Origin of the sequence: Streptomyces sp. NPDC093591, assembly GCF_044764885.1 — a bacterium.
Lineage (GTDB): Bacteria > Actinomycetota > Actinomycetes > Streptomycetales > Streptomycetaceae > Streptomyces.
In genome coordinates, this window is record NZ_JBIWIY010000011.1 from 164,070 (window position 1) to 183,826 (window position 19,757).

The following is a 19,757-nucleotide window of genomic DNA, read 5'->3' on the forward strand; positions in this document are numbered from 1 at the left end:
TTTGCGGCGGTGTGCCGGGCGTGTTTACGGTCGAGAACCGCTCACCACCCCGTATCGAATTTCGAGGACGCATTTCATGAAGCAGTCTGCTGCCAAGACCCTCGGTGTCGCCGCGCTCGGTGCCGCCTTCGCCGCCGCCGGTGCGGGCGCCGCGAACGCCGCGCCGATCGCCCCGGACGCCGCCGGCGCGGCGCTGGGCGCCGTTCAGACCCTCCCGGCCGGGGACCTCGCCCAGGCGGCGCCGGGCGCCGGTGCGGGGCTGGCCGCCGGGCCCGAGGCGGTCACCACCGGACTGGCCGCCGCGCAGACCGGTGTGACGTCCGCCGCGCAGCCGGCTGCCGAGCAGGCGCTGGCCGGTGGCCCGACCGGCGTGGCCGGCGGGCTGCTCGGCGGTATGCCGGTGCAGGGCCTGTCCGCCGAGGGTCTGACCCAGGCGGCGCCCACGGGTCTGCCCACCGAGGGCCTGCCCGTGAACGGTGTTCCGCTCGGCTGAGTCCGCTCCCCCTGAGCGCGCCGCTGGGGCGCACCCTTGGACACCGGGTGCGCCCCAGCGGCGTATCTGTGTATGCCTCTCCGGTTCTACGCCTCTGCGTCTCTACGTCGAGCGGTTCACCAGGCCGTGCGTGTCTTGTTCGCCTTGTCCTCCGAGGGGAGCAGGAGCCACAGGGCTATGTAGAGCAGGAACTGCGGGCCCGGGAGCAGGCAGGAGACCAGGAAGATCACGCGCATCGTCGTCGCGGAGGTGCCGAAGCGCCGGGCCAGCGCGGCGCACACTCCGCCGATCATGCGGCCGTGGGTGGGGCGGGCAAGCGCGGTCATGGTGCGGCTCCTTCGTGAGCGTCGGTCGAAGGCCCCCTGTGGGGTCTCCCGAGGCGGTGCCTCATCTGACATCAACACTAGGGCGACGAAGCGGGCAAAGCGTCACTCTACGGAGCTATCCCGACCCTGGGAATCGTCGGGGTCCGACCCTGAGCGGGCTCCTCCTGGGGGACCGTCGCCCGGTCTGCGCGCTCGGACCTGCGGCGGAGCCAGGCGCGGGCGGCGGGGACCACCGTCGTGTGCGCCAGGGCCACGCCCACCGTGTTCAGCAGCAGTGAGTCGACATCGACGACCTGGCCGGGTACGCCGGTCTGCAGCAGCTCGATGCCCAGCGAGATCAGGGCGCCGGCGGCGACCGTGCGGACGAGGGAGCCGAGGGGGGAGGTGGTGAGTCTGCCGTGTGCCATCGGGATCAGAACGCCCAGTGGTGCGAGCAGCGCGAGGCCCTCGGCGATGCGGCGGGCGGCCTCCTGCCAGCCCAGCGCCAGATCCGCTCTGATCCCGGCGAACGGCCGCAGGTTGGCGGGCATCACCCAGGGGACGTCCAGGGGGCGCAGCGTGAGCCAGGCGACGAACGCGAGGTGCGCGACCAGGAGGACACCTCCCGTCGCACGGATGCGGATCGCGGCGCTGCCGCCGATGGAGCCTTGACGCTGCACGCCCCCGTAGACGCGTCCCCCGGCGGGATCGGTTCCGGGGGGCGGCGTTGTGGGGTGAGGCGTCCGCCACAACTTGCCTCCGGCGGTTGGGCTGGGGTGCCTGCGGCGGCCTGTGCGGGTGGGGGTGCGTCGCGTGCCTGCGGCGCCTGTGCCGGTTCGGTGAGGGTTCGCGTAGCGCCTGCGGGTGCGTTGTGGGGCGGGGCCGCGTCGGGGGGTGTCCGTCCTCGGTCCGGTGGTGGGCGTACTGCCAGGAGGTGCTGTTTCTTGACACCGGACTCTGCGGGCGGACACCCCCCGACGCGTCCCCTTCCCGCCGTACGCGACTGCGGGCCCGTGGGGGTGCGCCCACAGGGGGTGCGGCGAGCGTGTGTCAGCCGTCTGTGACCTCTGTTGACGGGGGCTCGTTGCTGCCGGGGCGGGTGCGGACCTCGTCCGTGCACTCGTAGCGGAGTGGGGGAGCGTCGTCGGGGCCGCCGAGGATTACCGAGCCGTCGCCCTCGGCTGCCGTCGAGTCCGAGAAGGTGCAGACGATCTGGGCCAGTGCGTAGGAGGTGAGGTCGTTGGGGGGTGTGCTCAGGCGCAGTGCCTCGTCGGGGTCGTCGGCGCGTGGGCTGCTCACGCTCATGGCGCCGCGGACGTCCGTGGTGTAGCCGGCCTCCTTCTCCTCGGCCGACGGGGTCGCCTCCAGCTCGTCCAGGAGGCCCTGGGCCACGAGGACGCGTCGTTCCGAGTCCGCGGTGCCTTCCGGTACGCGTACGGTCCGGTCGACGGCCACCAGCTGGGAACCGCAGAGCAGGAACACCTGGACCGGGAGACCTCGCGTGGCCCGCGTCGACACGTCCGGTTCGGAGAGTGAGCAGTGCACGCGGGAGGGGCCGGGGCCGAAGTCGGTCGGGACCTCCGTGGACCGTATGCCGCATCCGCTCAGCAGGGCGGCGGTGAGTGTGGAGAGGGCCAGAAGGCGGCGTACGTTTCGCTCCGGCATCACGCGGCCCCCTTCTGCGCGCCGTCGGCGTTCTTGCCGTTGCCCTCGTTCTCGTCCTGCTCCGCCAGCTTCGACGCGTCCCGGGGCAGGCGCAGGGTGAATACCGCGCCGCCCTCGGGGGAGTTGGCGGCGGTGATGTCGCCGCCGTGGATGTGGGCGTTCTCCAGGGCGATGGACAGGCCGAGGCCGCTGCCCTCGGAGCGGGGGCGGGAGGCGCTGGCCTTGTAGAAGCGGTCGAAGACGTGGGGGAGTACGTCCTCGGGGATGCCCGGGCCGTGGTCGCGTACCGTGATCACCACTGAGTCGTCCGCCTCGCGGATCGAGACGCGGACCGGTGAGCCGCCGTGCTTGAGCGCGTTGCCGATGAGGTTGGCCAGGATGACGTCGAGGCGGCGGGGGTCCAGGCGGGCCATGAGGCCGCGCTCGGCGTCCAGGTCCACCGCGTCCAGCCAGGCCCGGGCGTCTATGCACGCCGTGATCTGGTCGGCGACGTCGACGTCGTCCAGGACCAGGCGGGCCGTGCCCGCGTCGAAGCGGGTGACCTCCATCAGGTTCTCGACCAGGTCGTTCAGGCGACGGGTTTCGCTGACCACGAGGCGTACGGCGGGCTCGATCATGGGGTCCATGGAGCCGGTCTCCGCCTCCAGCTCCTCTTCGAGCACCTCCGTCACGGCGGTGATCGCGGTGAGGGGGGTGCGCAGCTCGTGCGACATGTCGGCCACGAAGCGGCGGGACGCCTCGTCCCGTCCGGCCATGTCGGCGACCCGCTTCTCCAGGGCTTCCGCGGCGTTGTTGAACGTCCGGGAGAGGTCGGCCAGTTCGTCCGTTCCGGAGACCCGCAGGCGGGTGTCCAGCTTGCCCTCGCCGAGCCGTCGGGCGGCGACGCCCAGGCGCTGCACGGGCTTCAGTACGGTCGTGGCGGCGGCCTGCGCCAGCAGCGCGGAGCCGATCAGAGCCAGGCCCGTGGCGATGCCGAGCGACCAGGCCAGGGAGTTGAGGTCCTTGGCCTCCTGCTCCAGGGACTTGAGCATGTAGCCGGTCGGGCCGCCGCCGTTCACCCGCGTCCCGGCGATCAGGTACGGGGTGTCGTCGTCCGAGATCCGCTGCCAGTACAGGCGGTACTCGGACTTGTTGTCGACTTGCTGCTTCTCGTTCACCGCCGTGCGCAGCGACTTGGGCACGTCCGCGAGGGTGAAGCCGTCCAGGCCGCCGGAGCTGCCGTACATGGGCTTGCCGTCGGCGTCCTCAGCGACGAGCAGCACGGTGAAGCGCTGGCTGCTGTTGGCCATCTGCCCGGCGGTGTGCTGCAGCTCGTCCTGCGACGGATTCTGCGGCAGCAGGCCCGCACGGTTCTGCATCTGCTGCTCGAAGTCGCGCAGCACCGCGTCCTGGGTGCGGGTGAGCACCGCCTCGCGGTTGAGCCAGTAGGCGATCCCGGAGGCCGAGACGGCGGCCGTGAGCGCCACCAGGCCGAAGACGACCACCAGGCGCAGTCGCAGGCTCGTGAAACGCAGCCTCGACCACACTCCCTTGCGAGCCGCGACCCAGCCGCGGAAACCCCCTTGCGCCTTGGTCACTGAGGCGCGTCCAGGCGGTAGCCGACACCACGCACGGTACGGATCAGAGTGGGGGAGGAGGGGACGTCCTCGACCTTGGCGCGCAGTCGCTGGACGCAGGCGTCGACCAGGCGGGAGTCGCCCAGGTAGTCGTGCTCCCAGACCAGGCGCAGGAGTTGCTGGCGGGACAGGGCCTGACCCGGGCGGCGGCTCAGCTCGAGCAGCAGGCGCAGCTCGGTCGGGGTGAGCTGGAGGTCCTCGCCGTTCTTCGTCACGGTCATCGCCGCACGGTCGATGACGAGGCTGCCGTAGGTCGCCGCGTCGTTGGACTCCCGCTCGCCGCGCCGCAGCACGGCCCGGATCCGGGCGTCGAGGACGCGCCCCTGCACCGGTTTGACGACATAGTCGTCCGCGCCGGACTCCAGCCCGACCACGACGTCGATGTCGTCGCTGCGCGCGGTCAGCAGGATGATCGGCAGCTGGTCGGTGCGCCGGATGCGACGGCACACCTCGAAGCCGTCGATGCCGGGCAGCATCACGTCCAGCACGATCAGGTCCGGCCGCTGCTCACGCAGCAGTTTCAGGCCGTCCTCGCCGGTGGCAGCCGTGGCCACACGGTGTCCCTGGCGCGTCAGTGAGAGCTCCAGGGCCGTGCGGATGGCGTCGTCGTCCTCGATCAGCAACAGGGAAGGCACGGGGGTCATTCTGGCCCATGCGGGGCGGTCTTTCGACACCTGTACGAGCTGTACGGATACGCGCACGTAGCGCTCATGACTGTGTGCGGGCTGTCGTGCGCCTGGGGACGGCCTACGGCACAGGCCCCTGTGACAGGTCTGTGACAGTCGGCGGACACGGCCATGAAGGTGCCCGGGCAAGCTTTTCGGCACAGGCAAGACAGCAAGTCGCAAGTCGCAAGACAGCAAGTCGCACGACAGCACGACGAACGAGAACACCGGAAGTCCACGACGGGGGGCGCGAGATGAACACGCTGCACGGCACCAGCACCAGCGCAGTGATCACGCGTCTGCACGACGTGCACGGGGGCCGGGGTTCCGAGAAGTCCGGTGCCGTGAGCGGGCGGGGGTGCGCTCGCGGCACCGGGCGTCAGCACACCGCGTACATGACGGTGGTTGACGGTTTCACGGGGGAAGCGCACGGGGGATCCGCGTACAGGGAGGACTCGGGGGAGCGTCGCCGCTCGCTGTCGGAGGCGGAGTTCACCGCCTACGTCCAGGAGCGCCGCGCCTCCCTGTACGCCACCGCCTACCACCTGACCGGTGACCGTTTCGAGGCCGAGGACCTGCTGCAGAGCGCCCTCTTCTCGACGTACAAGGCCTGGGACCGGATCAGCGACAAGGCCGCGGTGGGTGGCTATCTGCGGCGGACGATGACGAACCTGCACATCAGCGCGTGGCGCCGCCGCAAGCTGAACGAATACCCGACCGAGGAGCTGCCGGAGACGCCCGGCGACACGGACGCGATGCGCGGCACCGAGCTGCGCGCGGTCCTGTGGCAGGCGCTCGCCCGCCTCCCCGAACTCCAGCGCACGATGCTGGTCCTCCGCTACTACGAGGGCCGCACCGACCCGGAGATCGCGGAGATCCTCGACATCAGTGTCGGCACGGTGAAGTCCAGCATCTGGCGGTCGCTCCGCCGGCTGCGTGAGGACGAGGTCCTCAGTTTCGGCCGTGACGAGGAAGACGCCTTCGGGGAGCTCGTCGCCTGAAGGTCTTGGGGGACCGCTCGGGGGAGCGGTGGCAAGTGGGGGGACCCACGGGGGCCGGGGGGCCCGCGGGGGGACCAACGGGGGAAACGGGGGGTGCTCCGCCACGGGGGAAGCGGGCGGAGCACAACGACAGCGGGGCTGGAGGGCCGGGGGGTCCGTCCAGTCCCGCTTCGCTGTGCGGTCAGCGCTCAGCGGACCTGCATGAGGATCGCTTCGGCGGCCGTGTCACCTACGGCTATGGCGACGGCCCGGTCCATCCCCTCGACCTCGTACGCGGTGATCGTGCGCTCGGGGACGGTGTCGCCGGGGTTGTTCGGGGTGTCGTCGCACTCCGGGATCGTGGCGGTGCCCAGCTCCTCCCCGACGGTGAATTCGACGTTCGCGACATCCGAGTAGGTGCGGCCGTCGTAGCTGACCAGGTAGACGCACGACGCCTCGCCCGCACCATCCGTACCGCCCGACGCCGCACAGCCGACGGCCGCCGCGATGAGCAAGGACGTCATGACCAGCCGTCGGCCGGTCCGCAGAGCAGTCGTCATCGGCTTCCTTCCCGCGGGGACCGTTGTTCCGGTCCTACGACGGCGAAGGCGCCGGCTTCGTTCAGGTGGCCGGAGTCGCCGCCGGGCGGCGGCCCGCGGCGGCCGCGGTGAGGCGGCCGAGGGCCTCGTCCCGGTCGCAGGCGTGGGCGCCCAGCGCGGTCTGATGGGCGATGATCGAGCGTTCCAGGCGCATCAGGCGCCAGCCGCGGCGCAGCAGGAACGGGACCGACTTGCGGCTCTCCTTCAGGTCGCGCACGAAGCGGCGGCGGAAGGTCTTCACCGGGCCGCGGCTCAGGCACAGCGCGTCGGCCAGCACGCCGAGTTCCCGGCAGCGGTTCACGATCTCGGCCGCGAAGATGCCCTCCGCGATGAACAGCGGGGTACGGCCGATCTCCACGGTCTCCTCGCCGGTGCGGGCGCTGAGCGAGATGTCGTACAGCGGCACGTTCGTACGGCCCGTGCGGCACAGTTCCGTGATCGCCGCCACGGCCGTGTCGGCGTCCCACGAGTCGGGGTGGTCCCAGTCGATGTCGGAGCTCCCGGGGACCTGCGGCAGGGTCGGGTCGTCGCCCTCTTTGTAGAAGTCGTCGAGCCGTAGCACCGGGAGGCCGGAGCGGGCGGCGAGAAGGGACTTGCCTGAGCCGGAGGGGCCGCAGAGCAGCACGACTCGCGTCGGTATGGGCGGTTGGGAACTCACGGGACACCAGTGTGAGGCATCGCCGGGCCACAGAACGACCCCGCGTACCGCCTTTGCAGCGCGCGTCACATCCCGACTGCCCTATGTGTCGGCCTGATCACCCTGTGCGTCGGCGAGGAGGTGTGGCAGAGAGCCGCGTTTCCCCTGGACGGAGGGGAAACGCGGCTCTCCGGTCTGGGTACCCGTCGGACCTCAGTACGACGAGCCCGACGCGCCCAGCGACCCCGTCGGGTGCCAGACCGTCTTGGTCTCCAGGAACGCCGTCATGCGGTCGGTGCCGGGGGTGGCCGCCCAGTCGTCCACAGGCTGTGGACGCAGGACGCGCTTCAGGTTGTCCGCCGCCGCGATCTCCAGCTCCTTCGCCAGCACCTCGTCGGCGCCCGCGAGGTCGATCGCGTTGACGTCCTGATGCGCGGCCAGGGGCGTCGCGATCTCGGACGTGCGGCCGGAGAGGACGTTGACCACGCCGCCGGGGAGGTCGGAGGTGGCCAGGACCTCGCCGAGGGAGAGGGCGGGGAGCGGGGACTTCTCGGACGCGATCACGATCGCCGTGTTGCCCGTCGCGATCACCGGGGCGACGACCGAGACCAGGCCCAGGAAGGACGACTCCTGGGGGGCCAGGACGGCCACCACGCCCGTCGGCTCCGGGGAGGAGAGGTTGAAGAACGGACCCGCGACCGGGTTGCCGCCGCCGACCACCTGGGCGATCTTGTCCGTCCAGCCCGCGTACCAGACCCAGCGGTCGATCGCCGCGTCGACCTGGGCGGCGGCCTTGGACTTGGACAGACCCTCGGCGTCGGCGACTTCGCGGACGTACTGCTCGCGCCGCCCCTCCAGCATCTCGGCGATGCGGTAGAGGATCTGGCCCCGGTTGTACGCCGTGGCGCCGGACCACGCCCCGAACGCCTTGCGCGCCGCGACCACCGCGTCACGGGCGTCCTTGCGGGAGGAAAGGGGTACGTTCGCCAGCCAGTTGCCCTTGGAGTCGCTCACCTCGTACACCCGGCCGCTCTCGGAACGCGGGAACTTCCCGCCCACGTACAGCTTGTAGGTCTTGAAGACGGAGAGCCGCTCGGCGCGCTCGGTCTTGTCGTTCTTGTCAGACATCGAGGTACGCCTCCAGGCCGTGGCGGCCGCCCTCGCGGCCGAAGCCCGACTCCTTGTAGCCGCCGAACGGCGAGGTCGGGTCGAACTTGTTGAACGTGTTGGACCAGACGACGCCTGCCCGGAGCTTGTTGGCCACGGCCAGGATCCGCGAACCCTTCTCCGTCCAGATGCCCGCCGACAGGCCGTACGGGGTGTTGTTGGCCTTGGCGACGGCCTCGTCCGGCGTGCGGAAGGTGAGGACCGACAGGACCGGGCCGAAGATCTCGTCGCGGGCGATCCGGTGCGCCTGGGTGACGTTCGTGAAGAGCGTCGGCGCGAACCAGTAGCCGGCGGTCGGGATCTCGCACGCCGGGGACCAGCGCTCGGCGCCCTCCGCCTCGCCCTGCTCGACGAGGGTGGTGATGCGCGAGAGCTGTTCCTCGGAGTTGATCGCGCCGATGTCCGTGTTCTTGTCCAGGGGGTCGCCCAGGCGGAGGGTCGACAGGCGGCGCTTGAGGGAGTCCAGCAGCTCGTCCTGGATCGACTCCTGGACCAGCAGGCGGCTGCCCGCGCAGCAGACCTGGCCCTGGTTGAAGAAGATCCCGTTGACGATGCCTTCGACGGCCTGGTCGATGGGGGCGTCGTCGAAGACGATGTTGGCGCCCTTGCCGCCCAGTTCCAGGGTGAGCTTCTTGCGGCTGCCGGCGACCGTGCGGGCGATCTCCTTGCCGACGGCCGTGGAGCCGGTGAAGGCGACCTTGTCGACGTCCGGGTGCGCGACGAGCGCGGCGCCCGTGTCGCCGTAGCCCGGAAGGATGTTGACGACGCCCTTGGGCAGGCCCGCCTGGCGGCAGATGTCCGCGAAGAAGAGGGCCGAGAGGGGCGTCGTCTCGGCGGGCTTGAGCACGACCGTGTTGCCGGTGGCGAGCGCGGGCGCGATCTTCCACGCCAGCATCAGCAGCGGGAAGTTCCAGGGGATGACCTGGCCGGCGACGCCGAGCGGCTTCGGGTTCGCGCCGCTGTGCCCATTTGTCGTCCTCCGGCCGAACCCAGCGTGCTCCAGCTTGTCTGCCCAGCCCGCGTAGTAGAAGAAGTGCGCGGCGACCAGGGGGAGGTCGGCGTCTCGGGTCTCCTTGATCGGCTTGCCGTTGTCCAGGGTTTCGAGGACGGCCAGCTCGCGCGAGCGCTCCTGGATGATCCGCGCGATGCGGAACAGGTACTTGGCGCGCTCGGCGCCGGGCAGTGCCGACCACTTCACGAAGGCTTTGCGCGCGGCCTTCACGGCGCGGTCCACGTCCGCCTCGCCGGCCCGGGCGATCTCGGAGAGGACCTCCTCGGTGGACGGCGAGACGGTCTTGAAGACCTTGCCGTCCGCCGCCTCCGTGAACTCGCCGTCGATGAAGAGGCCGTACGAGGGCGCGATGTCCACGATCGCGCGGGACTCGGGAGCCGGTGCGTATGCGAATGCCGATGCCATGGTGATCAGTCCACCGTCACGTAGTCGGGGCCGGAGTAGCGGCCGGTGGCCAGCTTCTGACGCTGCATCAGCAGGTCGTTCAGGAGCGAGGAGGCGCCGAAGCGGAACCAGTGGTTGTCCAGCCAGTCCTCGCCGGCGGTCTCGTTGACCAGGACGAGGAACTTGATGGCGTCCTTGGTCGTCCTGATCCCGCCGGCCGGCTTCACGCCGACCTGGATGCCGGTCTGGGTACGGAAGTCGCGCACCGCTTCCAGCATGAGGAGCGTGTTCGCCGGGGTGGCGTTGACGGCGACCTTGCCGGTGGACGTCTTGATGAAGTCCGCCCCGGCCAGCATGCCGAGCCAGCTCGCCCGCCGGATGTTGTCGTACGTCGACAGCTCGCCGGTCTCGAAGATGACCTTCAGGCGGGCGCTGGTCCCGCAGGCCTCCTTCACGGCGACGATCTCGTCGTACACCTTCATGTAGTTCCCCGCGAGGAACGCCCCGCGGTCGATGACCATGTCGATCTCGTCGGCACCGGCGGCGACGGCCTCGCGCACGTCCGCCAGCTTCACGGCGAGCGGGGCGCGGCCCGCCGGGAAGGCGGTGGCGACCGAGGCGACCTTGACGGTCGAGCCGGCGACGGCCTCCTTGGCGGTGGCCACCATGTCGGGGTAGACGCAGACGGCCGCGGTCGCCGGGGTCGTACGGTCGGTGGGGTCGGGGTGGACCGCCTTGGCGCCGAGCGCCCGGACCTTGCCCGGGGTGTCCGCGCCTTCCAGCGTCGTCAGGTCGACCATCGAGATGGCGAGGTCGATGGCGTACGCCTTGGCGGTCGTCTTGATGGAACGGGTGCCGAGGGACGCGGCACGCCCCTCCAGGCCGACCGCGTCGACGCCGGGCAGCCCGTGGAGGAAGCGGCGCAGCGTGCTGTCGGACGCGGTCACGTCCGTGAGTGCGTGAGCGCTGGGGGTACCTCCCACGCTTTCGGCAGTGGGGGAGGGTGCATTGGTGGGCATGGTCACCAGACGAGCATATCTACGCGCGTAGCGGCTGTACAGGCCCGGATGCTCATCTTGTGTGGGGGGTGGTGCGTATGAGCGCCGTTCGAGGCGTCGGGCAGAATCGGCCCCATGACGACCCCCGAGCATCAGTCACCCACCCCGGACCCCGCGACGAAGGACCGGGTCTACCGCTCGCCCATGGGCATCGTCGGCGGCGCCGCGCTGCTGGCGATCGCGCTCTGGCTGGGCGGTGACGCGCTGGTGCGGGGCGAGGGGCGCACGCAGTGGCTGGCGCTCGCGGCGCTGATCCTGATCGTGCCGCTGGTGTCCGCGTTCACCCTGCGCCCCGCCGTCTACGCCAACGAGGACCGACTGCGCATCCGCAACCCGTTCCGCGTGATCGTGCTGCCCTGGGGCCAGGTCGCCGCACTGCGGTCCGGTTACTCGAACGAGGTGGTCACCAAGTCCGGCACCAAGTTCCAGCTCTGGGCGGTCCCGGTCTCCCTGCGGGCCCGCAAGAAGGCGGCGCGGCGCTCGGCCCGGGCGGCCGCGGAGCGGAGCGCTGCCGCGCGGGGTGAGCGGGGCCGCGCGGGCGGGGCGATGGGGCTCGGCGGGCTCGGGTTCGGGGCGCCGCGAGGGGACGGCGACGCGGAGGGGCCCATGCGGGCCGAGACCGACAAGGTCATCGACGACCTGCGCGAACTGCTGGAGCGGCGGGAGACGGCGGAGTCCGCGCAGGGTGAGGTCACCGTGCGGTGGGCTTATGAGGTGGCGGGGCCCGTGGTTGCGGGGGCTGTGCTGCTGGTGATTTTGCTGGCGATGGGGTAGGGGCCGCCGGTTGCCGGTTGCCGGTTGCCGGTTGCCGGTTGCCGGTTGCCGGGCGCTCGGCGTCGCAGTTCCTCGCCTTGAGACCGGCCCTCGTCACGGCGCGCCCGGATAGACCAGTGCCATGTACGCACTGCAGTACGCCGACCCCGTGACGGCCGCCGCGAGAGTCAGCGTGCGGTAGCGGCGGGAGGCGCGGGACAGGTGCAGGGCGAGGGGGAGCAGGAGCGGGAAGGCGGGGAGGAGGAAGCGGGCGCGTGGGAAGTAGACGCCGCCGCTGCCGAGGACGATCGCCAGCAGTACGGCCGTGAAGACCAGCAGCGGCACGGGCTGCCGGTCCCACACCGACAGCCCGAACAGCACCACCGACGCGATCAGCGTGAGCGTCACCATCACCAGGAACAGCCCGGGGTCGGGCTCGTACACCAGCAGCCGCCGCATCACCCGCAGGGTCTCGCGGCCGCCGTCCAACTCGTTGCGCCACAGCCGCTGTACGGCGAAGTAGCCGTCCCAGCGGCCCACCCGCAGGCCCACCCAGCCGACGTATCCGCACCAGCCGAGCGGCGCGATCGCGGCGGCCGCGAGGGTACGGAGGCGGAAGCGGCGGCGCAGGGCGAGCAGGGCCGCCACGGTGACCGCCGCCGCCACCGCGATGCCGGTCGGGCGGGTCAGGCCCGCGAGTGCCGCGAGCCAGGCGGCGGTGAGGAGGCGGCCGGTGAGCACGCCGTACAGCGACCAGGCCGCGAGCGCCGTGAACAGGGACTCGGTGTAGCCCATCCACTGGACCAGGCCGACCGGGAGCGCGGCCCACAGAACCGTGAGGAGGATGCCGACCCGGCGGCCGTGCAGCCGGTCGCCGACCGCGAAGACGCCCCACGCGGCGACGAGGGAGGCGAGGACGGCGAGGGCGAGGCCGGTACTCGCGCGGGTCCCCGGCGTGACGGCCGCGACCGCCTTGACCAGGACCGGGTAGAGCGGGAAGAAGGCGAGGTTGTTGGCGCTGTACGCGGTGCCGAGTTCGTGCGCGTAGCCGTGGTCGGCGATGCCGAGGTACCAGTCGGCGTCCCACTGCGTCGCCAGGATCGGCCAGACGCCGTGCTGTTGGCGGTGGGCCCAGACGGTGAGGAGCAGCAGGCCCGTGGCGCGCACGGCGAGGTAGGCGAGGAGGGCGGGGGCCGCGCGGCGCAGGGCGTGCCGCAGGGCATGCAGCAGGGCGGGGAGCACACGCGGAGGTGGCGGGGGCGGGGAGCCGGAGTGGGGGGCGGCGCCGGGGGCGGTGGTCGCGCGGGGTGTCGGCCGGAATGCGGTCGTGGACACGGCGGCGGCTCCAGGCAAATCGGTGGTGCGTTTCCGTTCCACCGTTGCCCGGGGGGTGCGGCGGGGCGGGGAGCCCGGGTCAACCGCCGTGCGGAAATCGCCCGAAGGGGTGCCTCCGGATGGAGGCACCCCTTCGGGAACGGCCAGAGGTTCGCGTACGGCTCAGATGCCCGCCGCCACCGACAGGTCCCGCTTGATCGTCTCCAGCAGCTCGGTCGCCCTGGCGCGGGCGGCCGGGAGGTCGGCGTGGGCCGCGACCGGGACGACGACCTCCAGGTAGCACTTCAGCTTGGGCTCGGTGCCGCTGGGGCGGACGATGACGCGGGCGCCTTCCAGGGTGTAGCGCAGGCCGTCGGTGGGCGGGAGCGTCTCGGTGCCCTGGGTGAGGTCCTCGGCGCGGGTGATGGCCAGGCCGGCGAGCTCGGTCGGCGGCTGCTCGCGCAGCCGGCGCATGGCGTTCGCGATGACCGACAGGTCCTGGACGCGGACCGAGAGCTGGTCGGTGGCGTGCAGGCCGTGCTCCACGGCGAGGTCGTCGAGCAGGTCGAGGAGCGTGCGGCCCTCGGCCTTGAGCACGGAGGCGAGCTCGGTGATCAGCAGGGCGGCCGTGATGCCGTCCTTGTCGCGTACGCCCTCGGGGTCGACGCAGTAGCCCAGGGCCTCCTCGTAGCCGTAGCGCAGGCCGTCGACGCGGGCGATCCACTTGAAGCCGGTGAGGGTCTCCTCGTAGGCCAGTCCCGCCTTCTCGGCGATACGGCCGAGGAGGGAGGAGGAGACGATCGACTCGGCGAAGGTGCCCTGTGCACCGCGGTCGACGAGGTGCGCGGCGAGCAGCGCGCCCACCTCGTCGCCGCGCAGCATCCGCCACGCGTCCCCGTCCTTGACGGCCACGGCGCAGCGGTCGGCGTCGGGGTCGTTGGCGATGACGAGGTCCGGGTCGGTCTCGCGGGCCTTGGCGAAGGCCAGGTCCATCGCGCCGGGCTCTTCCGGGTTGGGGAAGGCGACGGTCGGGAAGTCCGGGTCGGGGTCGGCCTGCTCGGCGACGAGGGCGGGGGCGGGGAAGCCGGCGCGCTCGAAGGCGGCGAGGAGGACGTCCTTGCCGACGCCGTGCATCGCCGTGTAGACGGTGCGGGCGGTGCGGGGGGAGTCCGGGGCGAGGACCGCGTCGGTGCGGGCGAGGTAGGCGTCGAGGACGCTGTCGTCCAGGGTCTCCCAGCCCTCCGTAGGGCGGGGGACGACGGTGAGGGACGGTACGGCGGCGATCTCTTCCGCGATGTCGACGTCCGCGGGCGGGACGATCTGGGAGCCGTCGCCGAGGTAGACCTTGTAGCCGTTGTCGCGGGGCGGGTTGTGGCTGGCGGTGACCTCGACTCCGGCGACCGCGCCCAGGTGCCTTATGGCGTACGCCAGGACCGGGGTGGGCAGGGGGCGCGGCAGTACGGCGGCGCGCAGGCCCGCGCCCGTCATCACGGCCGCCGTGTCGCGGGCGAAGTCCTCCGACTTGTGGCGGGCGTCGTAGCCGATGACGACGAGGCCGCCCTCGTGGCCGTTCTTCTTCAGGTACGCGGCGAGGCCGGCTGCGGCGCGGATGACGACGGTGCGGTTCATGCGCATGGGGCCGGCGCCGAGTTCTCCGCGGAGGCCCGCGGTGCCGAACTGGAGGGTGCCGCTGAAGCGTGCGGTGAGCTCCTCGATGTCCGCGGCGTCGATGAGCTTGGCGAGCTCGTCGCGGGTCTCCGGGTCCGGGTCCTCGGCGAGCCATGCCTGGGCCCGGGCGATGAGTTCGTCGTGCACGTCGGTCTGCCTCTCGTTCGTGTCGTTCGGAGCGGGGGGAGGTGGGAGGGGGTTTTCGCCCCCGCCGCCCCTACCCGTCCCATCCTGAAGGGGCTCCGCCCCTTCGACCCCGGCCAGGGGGCTCTGCCCCCTGGACCCCCGCTCCTCAAACGCCGGAGGGGCTGAATTTCAGCGGGGCCCTGGGGGCGCAGCCCCCAGGGATGGGACGGGTAGGGGCGGCGGGGGCGAAAGAACGCCCTACAGCCGGCCCAGCACCTGCGCCAGCAGCGACCCCATCCGCGTCGCCGAGTCGCGTCCGGCCTGCAGAACCTCCTCGTGGTTGAGGGGCTCGCCCGTCATACCCGCCGCGAGGTTCGTCACCAGCGAGATGCCCAGCACCTCCGCACCCGCCTCACGCGCCGCGATCGCCTCCAGCACCGTCGACATGCCCACAAGGTCCGCGCCGATCACGCGGGCCATGCGGATCTCGGCCGGCGTCTCGTAGTGCGGGCCGGGGAACTGGGCGTAGACGCCCTCCTCCAGCGTGGGGTCGATCTCCTTGCACAGGGCGCGCAGGCGCGGGGAGTAGAGGTCGGTGAGGTCGACGAAGTTGGCGCCGACGATGGGGGAGGTGGCCGTGAGGTTGATGTGGTCGCTGATCAGGACCGGCTGGCCGGGGCGCATGCCCTCGCGCAGGCCGCCGCAGCCGTTGGTGAGCACCAGCGTCTTGCAGCCGGCCGCCACGGCGGTGCGGACACCGTGGGCCACCGCCGCGACGCCGCGGCCCTCGTAGTAGTGGGTGCGGCCCAGGAAGACGAGGGAGCGCTTGTTGCCGATCCGGTAGGAGCGGATCTTGCCGCCGTGCCCTTCCACCGCCGGCGGGGGGAACCCGGGCAGCTCGGTGACCTGGAACTCGGCCTCGGGGGCGCCGAGCGCGTCCACGGCCGGTGCCCACCCGGAGCCCATCACGAGGGCGACGTCGTGGGTCTCGGCGCCGGTGAGTTCGCGCAGGCGCGCGGCGGCGGCGTCGGCGGCGGCGTGGGGGTCGCCCTGGATGTCGTCCGGAAGAAGAGATGCGTTCACGCGACTGAGGGTAGCCGGTTTGGGCCTACGCGCGTAGATGACAGAGCTCACGGGATGGCGATCGTTGTCTTGTCGTTTCCAACGAAGGGGCCCCGTGAGAGCGGGGCCATTCACTCGTCCGTGACGAGGATGTCCTTGTCGTTGAAGACCTCGACGATGAAGATCAGCAGGCGGCCTCGACTGACCGTGTACTCCACGAGGACGTTCTGCGTGAGCCGGATCGTACGATCGTCGCCGGTGGAGCTTATGGGCCGTGACACCGAGAGGAACGGGTCGCGTGCGAGCAGGGCGATGCCTTTGTCGAATGCGGCGCGCTGCCGGTCGTCGAGCCGGTCGCGGGCCTCGGCGGCCTGCACCGTGTAGTAGACGTCGTACGTGGTGGGGGCCATGCGATCTCCCGTTGTGCGCCGATGTCCCAAGTCTAGAAGTCGCCCTCCCTCAACAGGGACGCTTCCGCAGCTCCATCACGTAATCGTGCGGCGCACCGGCGGACTCCGCGGCGTCGGCGATCTCCCCGAGATAACGGGCCGACGGCAGCCCGCCCTCGTAGGCGTTCAGCACGTACACCCACGCCGGCTCCTCGCCCTCCAGCGTGTCGACCCGCACCCGGAGCCGCCGGTAGATGCCCAGGCCGACGCCCTCCCAGCGGTCCAGGGACTCCTCGTCCATCGGGGCGATGTCGTACAGCGCGACGAAGACCTGCTCCTTCGGCTCCTCGACGAGCGTCGCCAGCGCCCCGTCCCAGCCCAGCTGCTCGCCCCCGAACGTCAGTCGCCACCCGTTCAGCCAGCCGGTGGCGCGCAGCGGCGAGTGCGGGGCGCGGCGGGTCATCAGCCGCGCGTCGAGATTGCCGGCGTACGCGGCGTAGAGCGACATGCACAGAGGGTACGGCAGGTGAATCGTCCTCCCCTCCCGTAACAGTGGTGTCTCGGGCGGGCCCCCAGGCAGTGGCACGGTGTGGCGTGCGGGACAATGGAGTACGTGACTCGGATCGTGATCATCGGTGGCGGACCCGGCGGATACGAGGCGGCCCTGGTGGCCGCCCAGCTCGGCGCGGAGGTGACCGTCGTCGACTGCGACGGTCTGGGCGGGGCGTCGGTGCTGACCGACTGCGTGCCGTCGAAGACTCTCATCGCGACGGCCGAGGTGATGACCACCTTCGATTCCTCGTACGAGGAGCTGGGGATCATCGTCGCCGACGACACGCCGCACATCGACACGCCCGCGCGTGTCGTGGGCGTGGATCTGGGCAAGGTCAACCGGCGGGTGAAGCGGCTCGCGCTCGCGCAGTCGCATGACATCACCGCCTCCGTCACGCGTGCCGGTGCGCGGGTGCTGCGCGGGCGTGGCCGGCTGGAGGGCATGCAGGCCCTGGACGGCTCGCGCAAGGTCGTGGTGCGGGCCGCGGACGGCACCGAGGAGACCCTCGTCGCCGATGCGGTGCTGATCGCGACCGGCGGTCACCCGCGTGAGCTGCCCGATGCCCAGCCCGACGGTGAGCGGATCCTGAACTGGACGCAGGTGTACGACCTGACCGAGCTGCCCGAGGAGCTCATCGTGGTCGGCTCCGGTGTGACGGGTGCCGAGTTCGCCGGTGCCTATCAGGCGCTGGGGTCGCGGGTGACCCTGGTGTCGTCGCGGGACCGGGTGCTGCCGGGTGAGGACCCGGACGCCGCCGCCGTGCTGGAGGACGTCTTCCGGCGGCGCGGCATGAACGTGATGGCCCGCTCGCGGGCCGCGGCCGCCAAGCGGGTCGGTGACCGGGTGGAGGTCACCCTCGCCGACGGGCGTGTGATCAGCGGCAGCCACTGCCTGATGGCGGTGGGTGCCATCCCGAACTCCGAGGGCATGGGCCTGGAGGAGGCCGGGGTCAGGCTGCGCGAGTCGGGGCACATCTGGACCGACAAGGTGTCCAGGACGACCGCGCCGGGCGTGTATGCCGCCGGTGACGTCACCGGTGTCTTCGCCCTCGCGTCGGTGGCGGCGATGCAGGGACGTATCGCCATGTACCACTTCCTCGGCGACGCGGTGGCCCCGCTGAACCTGAAGACCGTCTCCTCGAATGTCTTCACCGACCCGGAGATCGCCACCGTCGGCTACACCCAGGCCGACGTCGACGCGGGCAAGATCGACGCCCGGGTGGTGAAACTGCCGCTGCTGCGCAACCCGCGCGCGAAGATGCAGGGCATCCGGGACGGCTTCGTCAAGATCTTCTGCCGTCCCGGTACGGGCATCGTGGTCGGCGGTGTGGTCGTGGCGCCGCGCGCCTCGGAACTGATCCATCCGATCTCGATCGCGGTCGACAACAATCTGACGGTCGAACAGATCGCGAACGCCTTCACCGTGTACCCCTCCCTTTCGGGGTCGATCGCCGAGGTGGCACGACAGCTGCACACGCGGAAGTCCGGCGGCGAGATCTGACGGCCGAAACCAACTCCTCGCTGGTCACAGGGAGTTGTCGAGCATGCGTACGGCATAGGCGGCGTGGACTAGGCCCTATACCACTCCTTGCCCTTGCGTACGAACAACTTCTGTTATTCGGCGCAAACTGCTGAAACCAGACGGTCGTTGGGGTTACTGTCAGTTTCGTGTTCGCTGCAGAACGTCGCCAATTGATCCTCGAAATGGTGCGAGCGAACGGGGCCGTGTCGCTCCGTGAGCTCGCCCGCGTCGTCCAGACCTCCGAAGTGACCGTACGGCGGGACGTGCGCGCACTGGAGGCAGAAGGACTCCTCGACCGCCGGCATGGCGGTGCGGTATTGCCGGGCGGGTTCACGCGGGAGTCCGGCTTTCCGCAGAAGTCACATCTCGCGACCGCCGAGAAGACGGCCATCGCCGACCTCGCCGCGAACTTCGTGGAGGAGGGCGAGGCGATCGTCGTCGGGGCGGGAACCACCACGCAGGAGCTGGCACGCCGGCTCGCTCGCGTCCCCGGACTGACCGTCGTCACCAACTCCCTACTGGTGGCACAGGCGTTGGCCCATGCCAACCGGGTCGAGGTCGTGATGACCGGCGGCACGCTGCGTGGTTCGAACTACGCCTTGGTGGGCAGTGGCGCCGAGCAGTCCCTGCAAGGGCTGCGCGTGTCCCGGGCCTTCATCTCCGGGAGCGGGCTCACCGCCGAGCGCGGGCTGTCCACGTCCAACATGCTCTCGGCGTCCGTCGACCGGGCGCTGGTGCAGGCGGCCGCGGAGGTCGTCGTCCTTGCCGACCACACGAAGCTCGGTACGGACACGATGTTCCAGACGGTGCCCACGGAGGTCATCACGCGGCTCGTCACCGACGATCCGCCGGCGCACGACGACCGTGCCCACGCCGAGTTGCAGGCGCTGGCCGACCAGGGGGTGCAGATCGCCGTGGCCGGGGCGACCGGGAACCCGGGGGGTGACGAGGTCCCGGCTCGGCGGCGTGCGGGTTCCCTGCCGGGGCCTAGGCGGGGGCAGGGGTTGCGGCCCGCTGCGGCGGTGCTCGGGGAGCAGGGGCCGACGGAGCGGGAGCGGGCCCGGGTTGCGGATTTGCGGCGGCGTTAGGGTCGCCTGTTCGCCGTAGGGGTTCGTGTTGTTGTGCCTGTGCGGGGTGTGTGTGGTTGCTCGCGCCCACGCGGCGGAGCCGCATATTGCTACAGCCCCGCGCCCCTAGGTGGGCTTCAGGCCCCGCAGTGTCAAGTGCAGCAACCTGTCCGCCAGTTCCGGATCCCCCGGTGTCTCCTCCGCCGCCAACGCGATCGCGTGCGTGAGCTGGAGGAGGTCACCGATCGCCACGTCCTCCCGGACCGTGCCCGCCTCCTGCGCGCGTGCCAGCAGCGCGCCGCCCGCCTCCCTGATCGGGCCGCTGCACCGGGCCAGGGCCGAAGTGTTGTCGTACGACACGGACATCAGGGACCTGGCCAGGCCCCGGTACTCCCCGGCGTGGGTGACCATCTCGCGCAGCCAGGTCACGAGGGCCGCGCAGGGCTCCGGGGCGTGCAGGAGTTCTCGGGAACGGGTCAGGAGGTCGCCGACCGCGTCCTCGAAGACCGCGCTCAGCAGGGCGTCACGGTTGGGGAAGTGGCGGTACAGCGTGCCGATTCCGACGCCCGCGCGGCGGGCCACGTCCTCCAGGGACGCGTCCGTGCCGCGTTCGGCGAAGGCGGAGCGGGCCTCGGTGACCAGACGCTCGTGGTTGCGGCGGGCATCGGCGCGCATGCCTGCCGGCGGCCGGGTCATGCAGTTCACCTGCCCTTCCTTCACTTG

The 19,757-nt window shown here is 71.3% G+C and carries 21 protein-coding genes; 5 read left to right on the forward strand and 16 right to left on the reverse strand.

Annotated features, from left to right (window positions below):
• The first annotated feature begins 76 nt into the window (after positions 1-76).
• The gene (locus tag ACIREI_RS24130) at positions 77-493 is read left to right on the forward strand and encodes an ATP-binding protein (protein WP_403336331.1); all 417 of its coding nucleotides are present in this window, start codon (positions 77-79) and stop codon (positions 491-493) included.
• A gap of 116 nt (positions 494-609) precedes the next feature.
• On the opposite strand, the gene ACIREI_RS24135 is transcribed toward ACIREI_RS24130, so the two are convergent.
• The 5 genes from ACIREI_RS24135 to afsQ1 form a co-directional block, all read right to left on the reverse strand.
• A complete protein-coding gene (locus tag ACIREI_RS24135; RefSeq protein WP_128433340.1) occupies positions 610-819 on the reverse strand; it encodes a PspC domain-containing protein in 210 nt (69 codons plus the stop codon).
• A gap of 107 nt (positions 820-926) precedes the next feature.
• On the reverse strand, positions 927-1,478 hold the full coding sequence (locus tag ACIREI_RS24140) for a VanZ family protein (protein WP_403336334.1): 552 nt from the start codon (positions 1,476-1,478) through the stop codon (positions 927-929).
• A 370-nt stretch (positions 1,479-1,848) separates the two neighbouring features.
• Positions 1,849-2,463, reverse strand: a complete 615-nt coding sequence (locus tag ACIREI_RS24145; protein WP_403336336.1) for a hypothetical protein — start codon at positions 2,461-2,463, stop codon at positions 1,849-1,851.
• A complete protein-coding gene (locus ACIREI_RS24150) occupies positions 2,463-4,040 on the reverse strand; it encodes an ATP-binding protein (protein ID WP_403336338.1) in 1,578 nt (525 codons plus the stop codon). Before ACIREI_RS24150 ends, ACIREI_RS24145 begins: the two co-directional genes overlap by 1 nt.
• Positions 4,037-4,714 (reverse strand): two-component system response regulator AfsQ1, encoded by a 678-nt coding sequence (gene afsQ1, locus ACIREI_RS24155; RefSeq protein ID WP_031477770.1) that lies wholly within the window; start codon positions 4,712-4,714, stop codon positions 4,037-4,039. The genes ACIREI_RS24150 and afsQ1 overlap by 4 nt, the downstream gene beginning before the upstream one ends.
• A 284-nt stretch (positions 4,715-4,998) precedes the next feature.
• On the opposite strand from afsQ1, the gene ACIREI_RS24160 reads away from it, so the two are divergent.
• Complete coding sequence (locus ACIREI_RS24160; protein ID WP_403336341.1) at positions 4,999-5,745, forward strand: SigE family RNA polymerase sigma factor; 747 nt, start codon at positions 4,999-5,001, stop codon at positions 5,743-5,745.
• 188 nt (positions 5,746-5,933) lie between these two features.
• On the opposite strand, the gene ACIREI_RS24165 is transcribed toward ACIREI_RS24160, so the two are convergent.
• From ACIREI_RS24165 to deoC, 5 genes are all read right to left on the reverse strand, one after another.
• On the reverse strand, positions 5,934-6,284 hold the full coding sequence (locus tag ACIREI_RS24165; RefSeq protein WP_403336344.1) for a DUF6281 family protein: 351 nt from the start codon (positions 6,282-6,284) through the stop codon (positions 5,934-5,936).
• Between the two features lie 61 nt (positions 6,285-6,345).
• Positions 6,346-6,981 carry a uridine kinase gene (locus ACIREI_RS24170; protein WP_403336347.1) on the reverse strand — a complete coding sequence of 212 codons (636 nt, stop codon included), beginning with the start codon at positions 6,979-6,981 and terminating at the stop codon, positions 6,346-6,348.
• A 192-nt stretch (positions 6,982-7,173) separates the two neighbouring features.
• Positions 7,174-8,088: an aldehyde dehydrogenase family protein gene (locus ACIREI_RS24175; protein ID WP_403336349.1), complete on the reverse strand. Its 915-nt coding sequence runs from the start codon at positions 8,086-8,088 to the stop codon at positions 7,174-7,176.
• On the reverse strand, positions 8,081-9,544 hold the full coding sequence (locus tag ACIREI_RS24180; protein WP_403336352.1) for an aldehyde dehydrogenase family protein: 1,464 nt from the start codon (positions 9,542-9,544) through the stop codon (positions 8,081-8,083). Before ACIREI_RS24180 ends, ACIREI_RS24175 begins: the two co-directional genes overlap by 8 nt.
• 5 nt (positions 9,545-9,549) lie before the next feature.
• A complete protein-coding gene (gene deoC, locus ACIREI_RS24185; protein WP_403336754.1) occupies positions 9,550-10,542 on the reverse strand; it encodes a deoxyribose-phosphate aldolase in 993 nt (330 codons plus the stop codon).
• Positions 10,543-10,656: 114 nt separating this feature from the next.
• Here deoC and ACIREI_RS24190 point away from each other — a divergent pair, with 114 nt between their 5' ends.
• Positions 10,657-11,355, forward strand: a complete 699-nt coding sequence (locus tag ACIREI_RS24190; RefSeq protein WP_403336354.1) for a PH domain-containing protein — start codon at positions 10,657-10,659, stop codon at positions 11,353-11,355.
• Between the two features lie 93 nt (positions 11,356-11,448).
• Here the strand turns inward: ACIREI_RS24190 and ACIREI_RS24195 are convergent, their stop codons facing one another.
• From ACIREI_RS24195 to ACIREI_RS24215, 5 genes are all read right to left on the reverse strand, one after another.
• The gene (locus ACIREI_RS24195) at positions 11,449-12,669 is read right to left on the reverse strand and encodes a hypothetical protein (RefSeq protein ID WP_403336357.1); all 1,221 of its coding nucleotides are present in this window, start codon (positions 12,667-12,669) and stop codon (positions 11,449-11,451) included.
• 162 nt (positions 12,670-12,831) lie between these two features.
• The gene (locus ACIREI_RS24200; RefSeq protein ID WP_403336360.1) at positions 12,832-14,463 is read right to left on the reverse strand and encodes a phospho-sugar mutase; all 1,632 of its coding nucleotides are present in this window, start codon (positions 14,461-14,463) and stop codon (positions 12,832-12,834) included.
• 237 nt (positions 14,464-14,700) lie between these two features.
• Complete coding sequence (locus tag ACIREI_RS24205; protein ID WP_403336363.1) at positions 14,701-15,525, reverse strand: purine-nucleoside phosphorylase; 825 nt, start codon at positions 15,523-15,525, stop codon at positions 14,701-14,703.
• A 110-nt stretch (positions 15,526-15,635) separates the two neighbouring features.
• Complete coding sequence (locus ACIREI_RS24210) at positions 15,636-15,914, reverse strand: type II toxin-antitoxin system RelE/ParE family toxin (RefSeq protein WP_403336365.1); 279 nt, start codon at positions 15,912-15,914, stop codon at positions 15,636-15,638.
• Positions 15,915-15,963: 49 nt separating this feature from the next.
• A complete protein-coding gene (locus ACIREI_RS24215) occupies positions 15,964-16,401 on the reverse strand; it encodes a gamma-glutamylcyclotransferase (protein ID WP_403336368.1) in 438 nt (145 codons plus the stop codon).
• Positions 16,402-16,482: 81 nt separating this feature from the next.
• Between ACIREI_RS24215 and ACIREI_RS24220 the strand changes: the two genes are divergently transcribed.
• A complete protein-coding gene (locus ACIREI_RS24220; protein WP_403336371.1) occupies positions 16,483-17,946 on the forward strand; it encodes an NAD(P)H-quinone dehydrogenase in 1,464 nt (487 codons plus the stop codon).
• A 167-nt stretch (positions 17,947-18,113) separates the two neighbouring features.
• A complete protein-coding gene (locus ACIREI_RS24225; RefSeq protein WP_403336373.1) occupies positions 18,114-19,055 on the forward strand; it encodes a DeoR/GlpR family DNA-binding transcription regulator in 942 nt (313 codons plus the stop codon).
• Positions 19,056-19,160: 105 nt separating this feature from the next.
• Here ACIREI_RS24225 and ACIREI_RS24230 read toward each other — a convergent pair whose 3' ends face one another.
• Positions 19,161-19,709: a TetR/AcrR family transcriptional regulator gene (locus tag ACIREI_RS24230; protein ID WP_403336757.1), complete on the reverse strand. Its 549-nt coding sequence runs from the start codon at positions 19,707-19,709 to the stop codon at positions 19,161-19,163.
• Positions 19,710-19,757 lie beyond the last annotated feature (48 nt).

Excerpts from the sequence above, each read along its gene's own strand:
- ACIREI_RS24180 (WP_403336352.1), bottom strand. The coding sequence starts at position 9,544 with ATGGCATCGGCATTCGCATACGCACCGGCTCCCGAGTCCCGCGCGATC.
- ACIREI_RS24210 (WP_403336365.1), bottom strand. The coding sequence starts at position 15,914 with ATGGCCCCCACCACGTACGACGTCTACTACACGGTGCAGGCCGCCGAG.
- ACIREI_RS24135 (WP_128433340.1), bottom strand. The coding sequence starts at position 819 with ATGACCGCGCTTGCCCGCCCCACCCACGGCCGCATGATCGGCGGAGTG.
- ACIREI_RS24190 (WP_403336354.1), top strand. The coding sequence starts at position 10,657 with ATGACGACCCCCGAGCATCAGTCACCCACCCCGGACCCCGCGACGAAG.
- ACIREI_RS24175 (WP_403336349.1), bottom strand. The coding sequence starts at position 8,088 with ATGTCTGACAAGAACGACAAGACCGAGCGCGCCGAGCGGCTCTCCGTC.
- ACIREI_RS24160 (WP_403336341.1), top strand. The coding sequence starts at position 4,999 with ATGAACACGCTGCACGGCACCAGCACCAGCGCAGTGATCACGCGTCTG.
- ACIREI_RS24165 (WP_403336344.1), bottom strand. The coding sequence starts at position 6,284 with ATGACGACTGCTCTGCGGACCGGCCGACGGCTGGTCATGACGTCCTTG.
- deoC (WP_403336754.1), bottom strand. The coding sequence starts at position 10,542 with ATGCCCACCAATGCACCCTCCCCCACTGCCGAAAGCGTGGGAGGTACC.
- ACIREI_RS24230 (WP_403336757.1), bottom strand. The coding sequence starts at position 19,709 with ATGCGCGCCGATGCCCGCCGCAACCACGAGCGTCTGGTCACCGAGGCC.
- ACIREI_RS24145 (WP_403336336.1), bottom strand. The coding sequence starts at position 2,463 with ATGCCGGAGCGAAACGTACGCCGCCTTCTGGCCCTCTCCACACTCACC.
- ACIREI_RS24215 (WP_403336368.1), bottom strand. The coding sequence starts at position 16,401 with ATGTCGCTCTACGCCGCGTACGCCGGCAATCTCGACGCGCGGCTGATG.
- ACIREI_RS24130 (WP_403336331.1), top strand. The coding sequence starts at position 77 with ATGAAGCAGTCTGCTGCCAAGACCCTCGGTGTCGCCGCGCTCGGTGCC.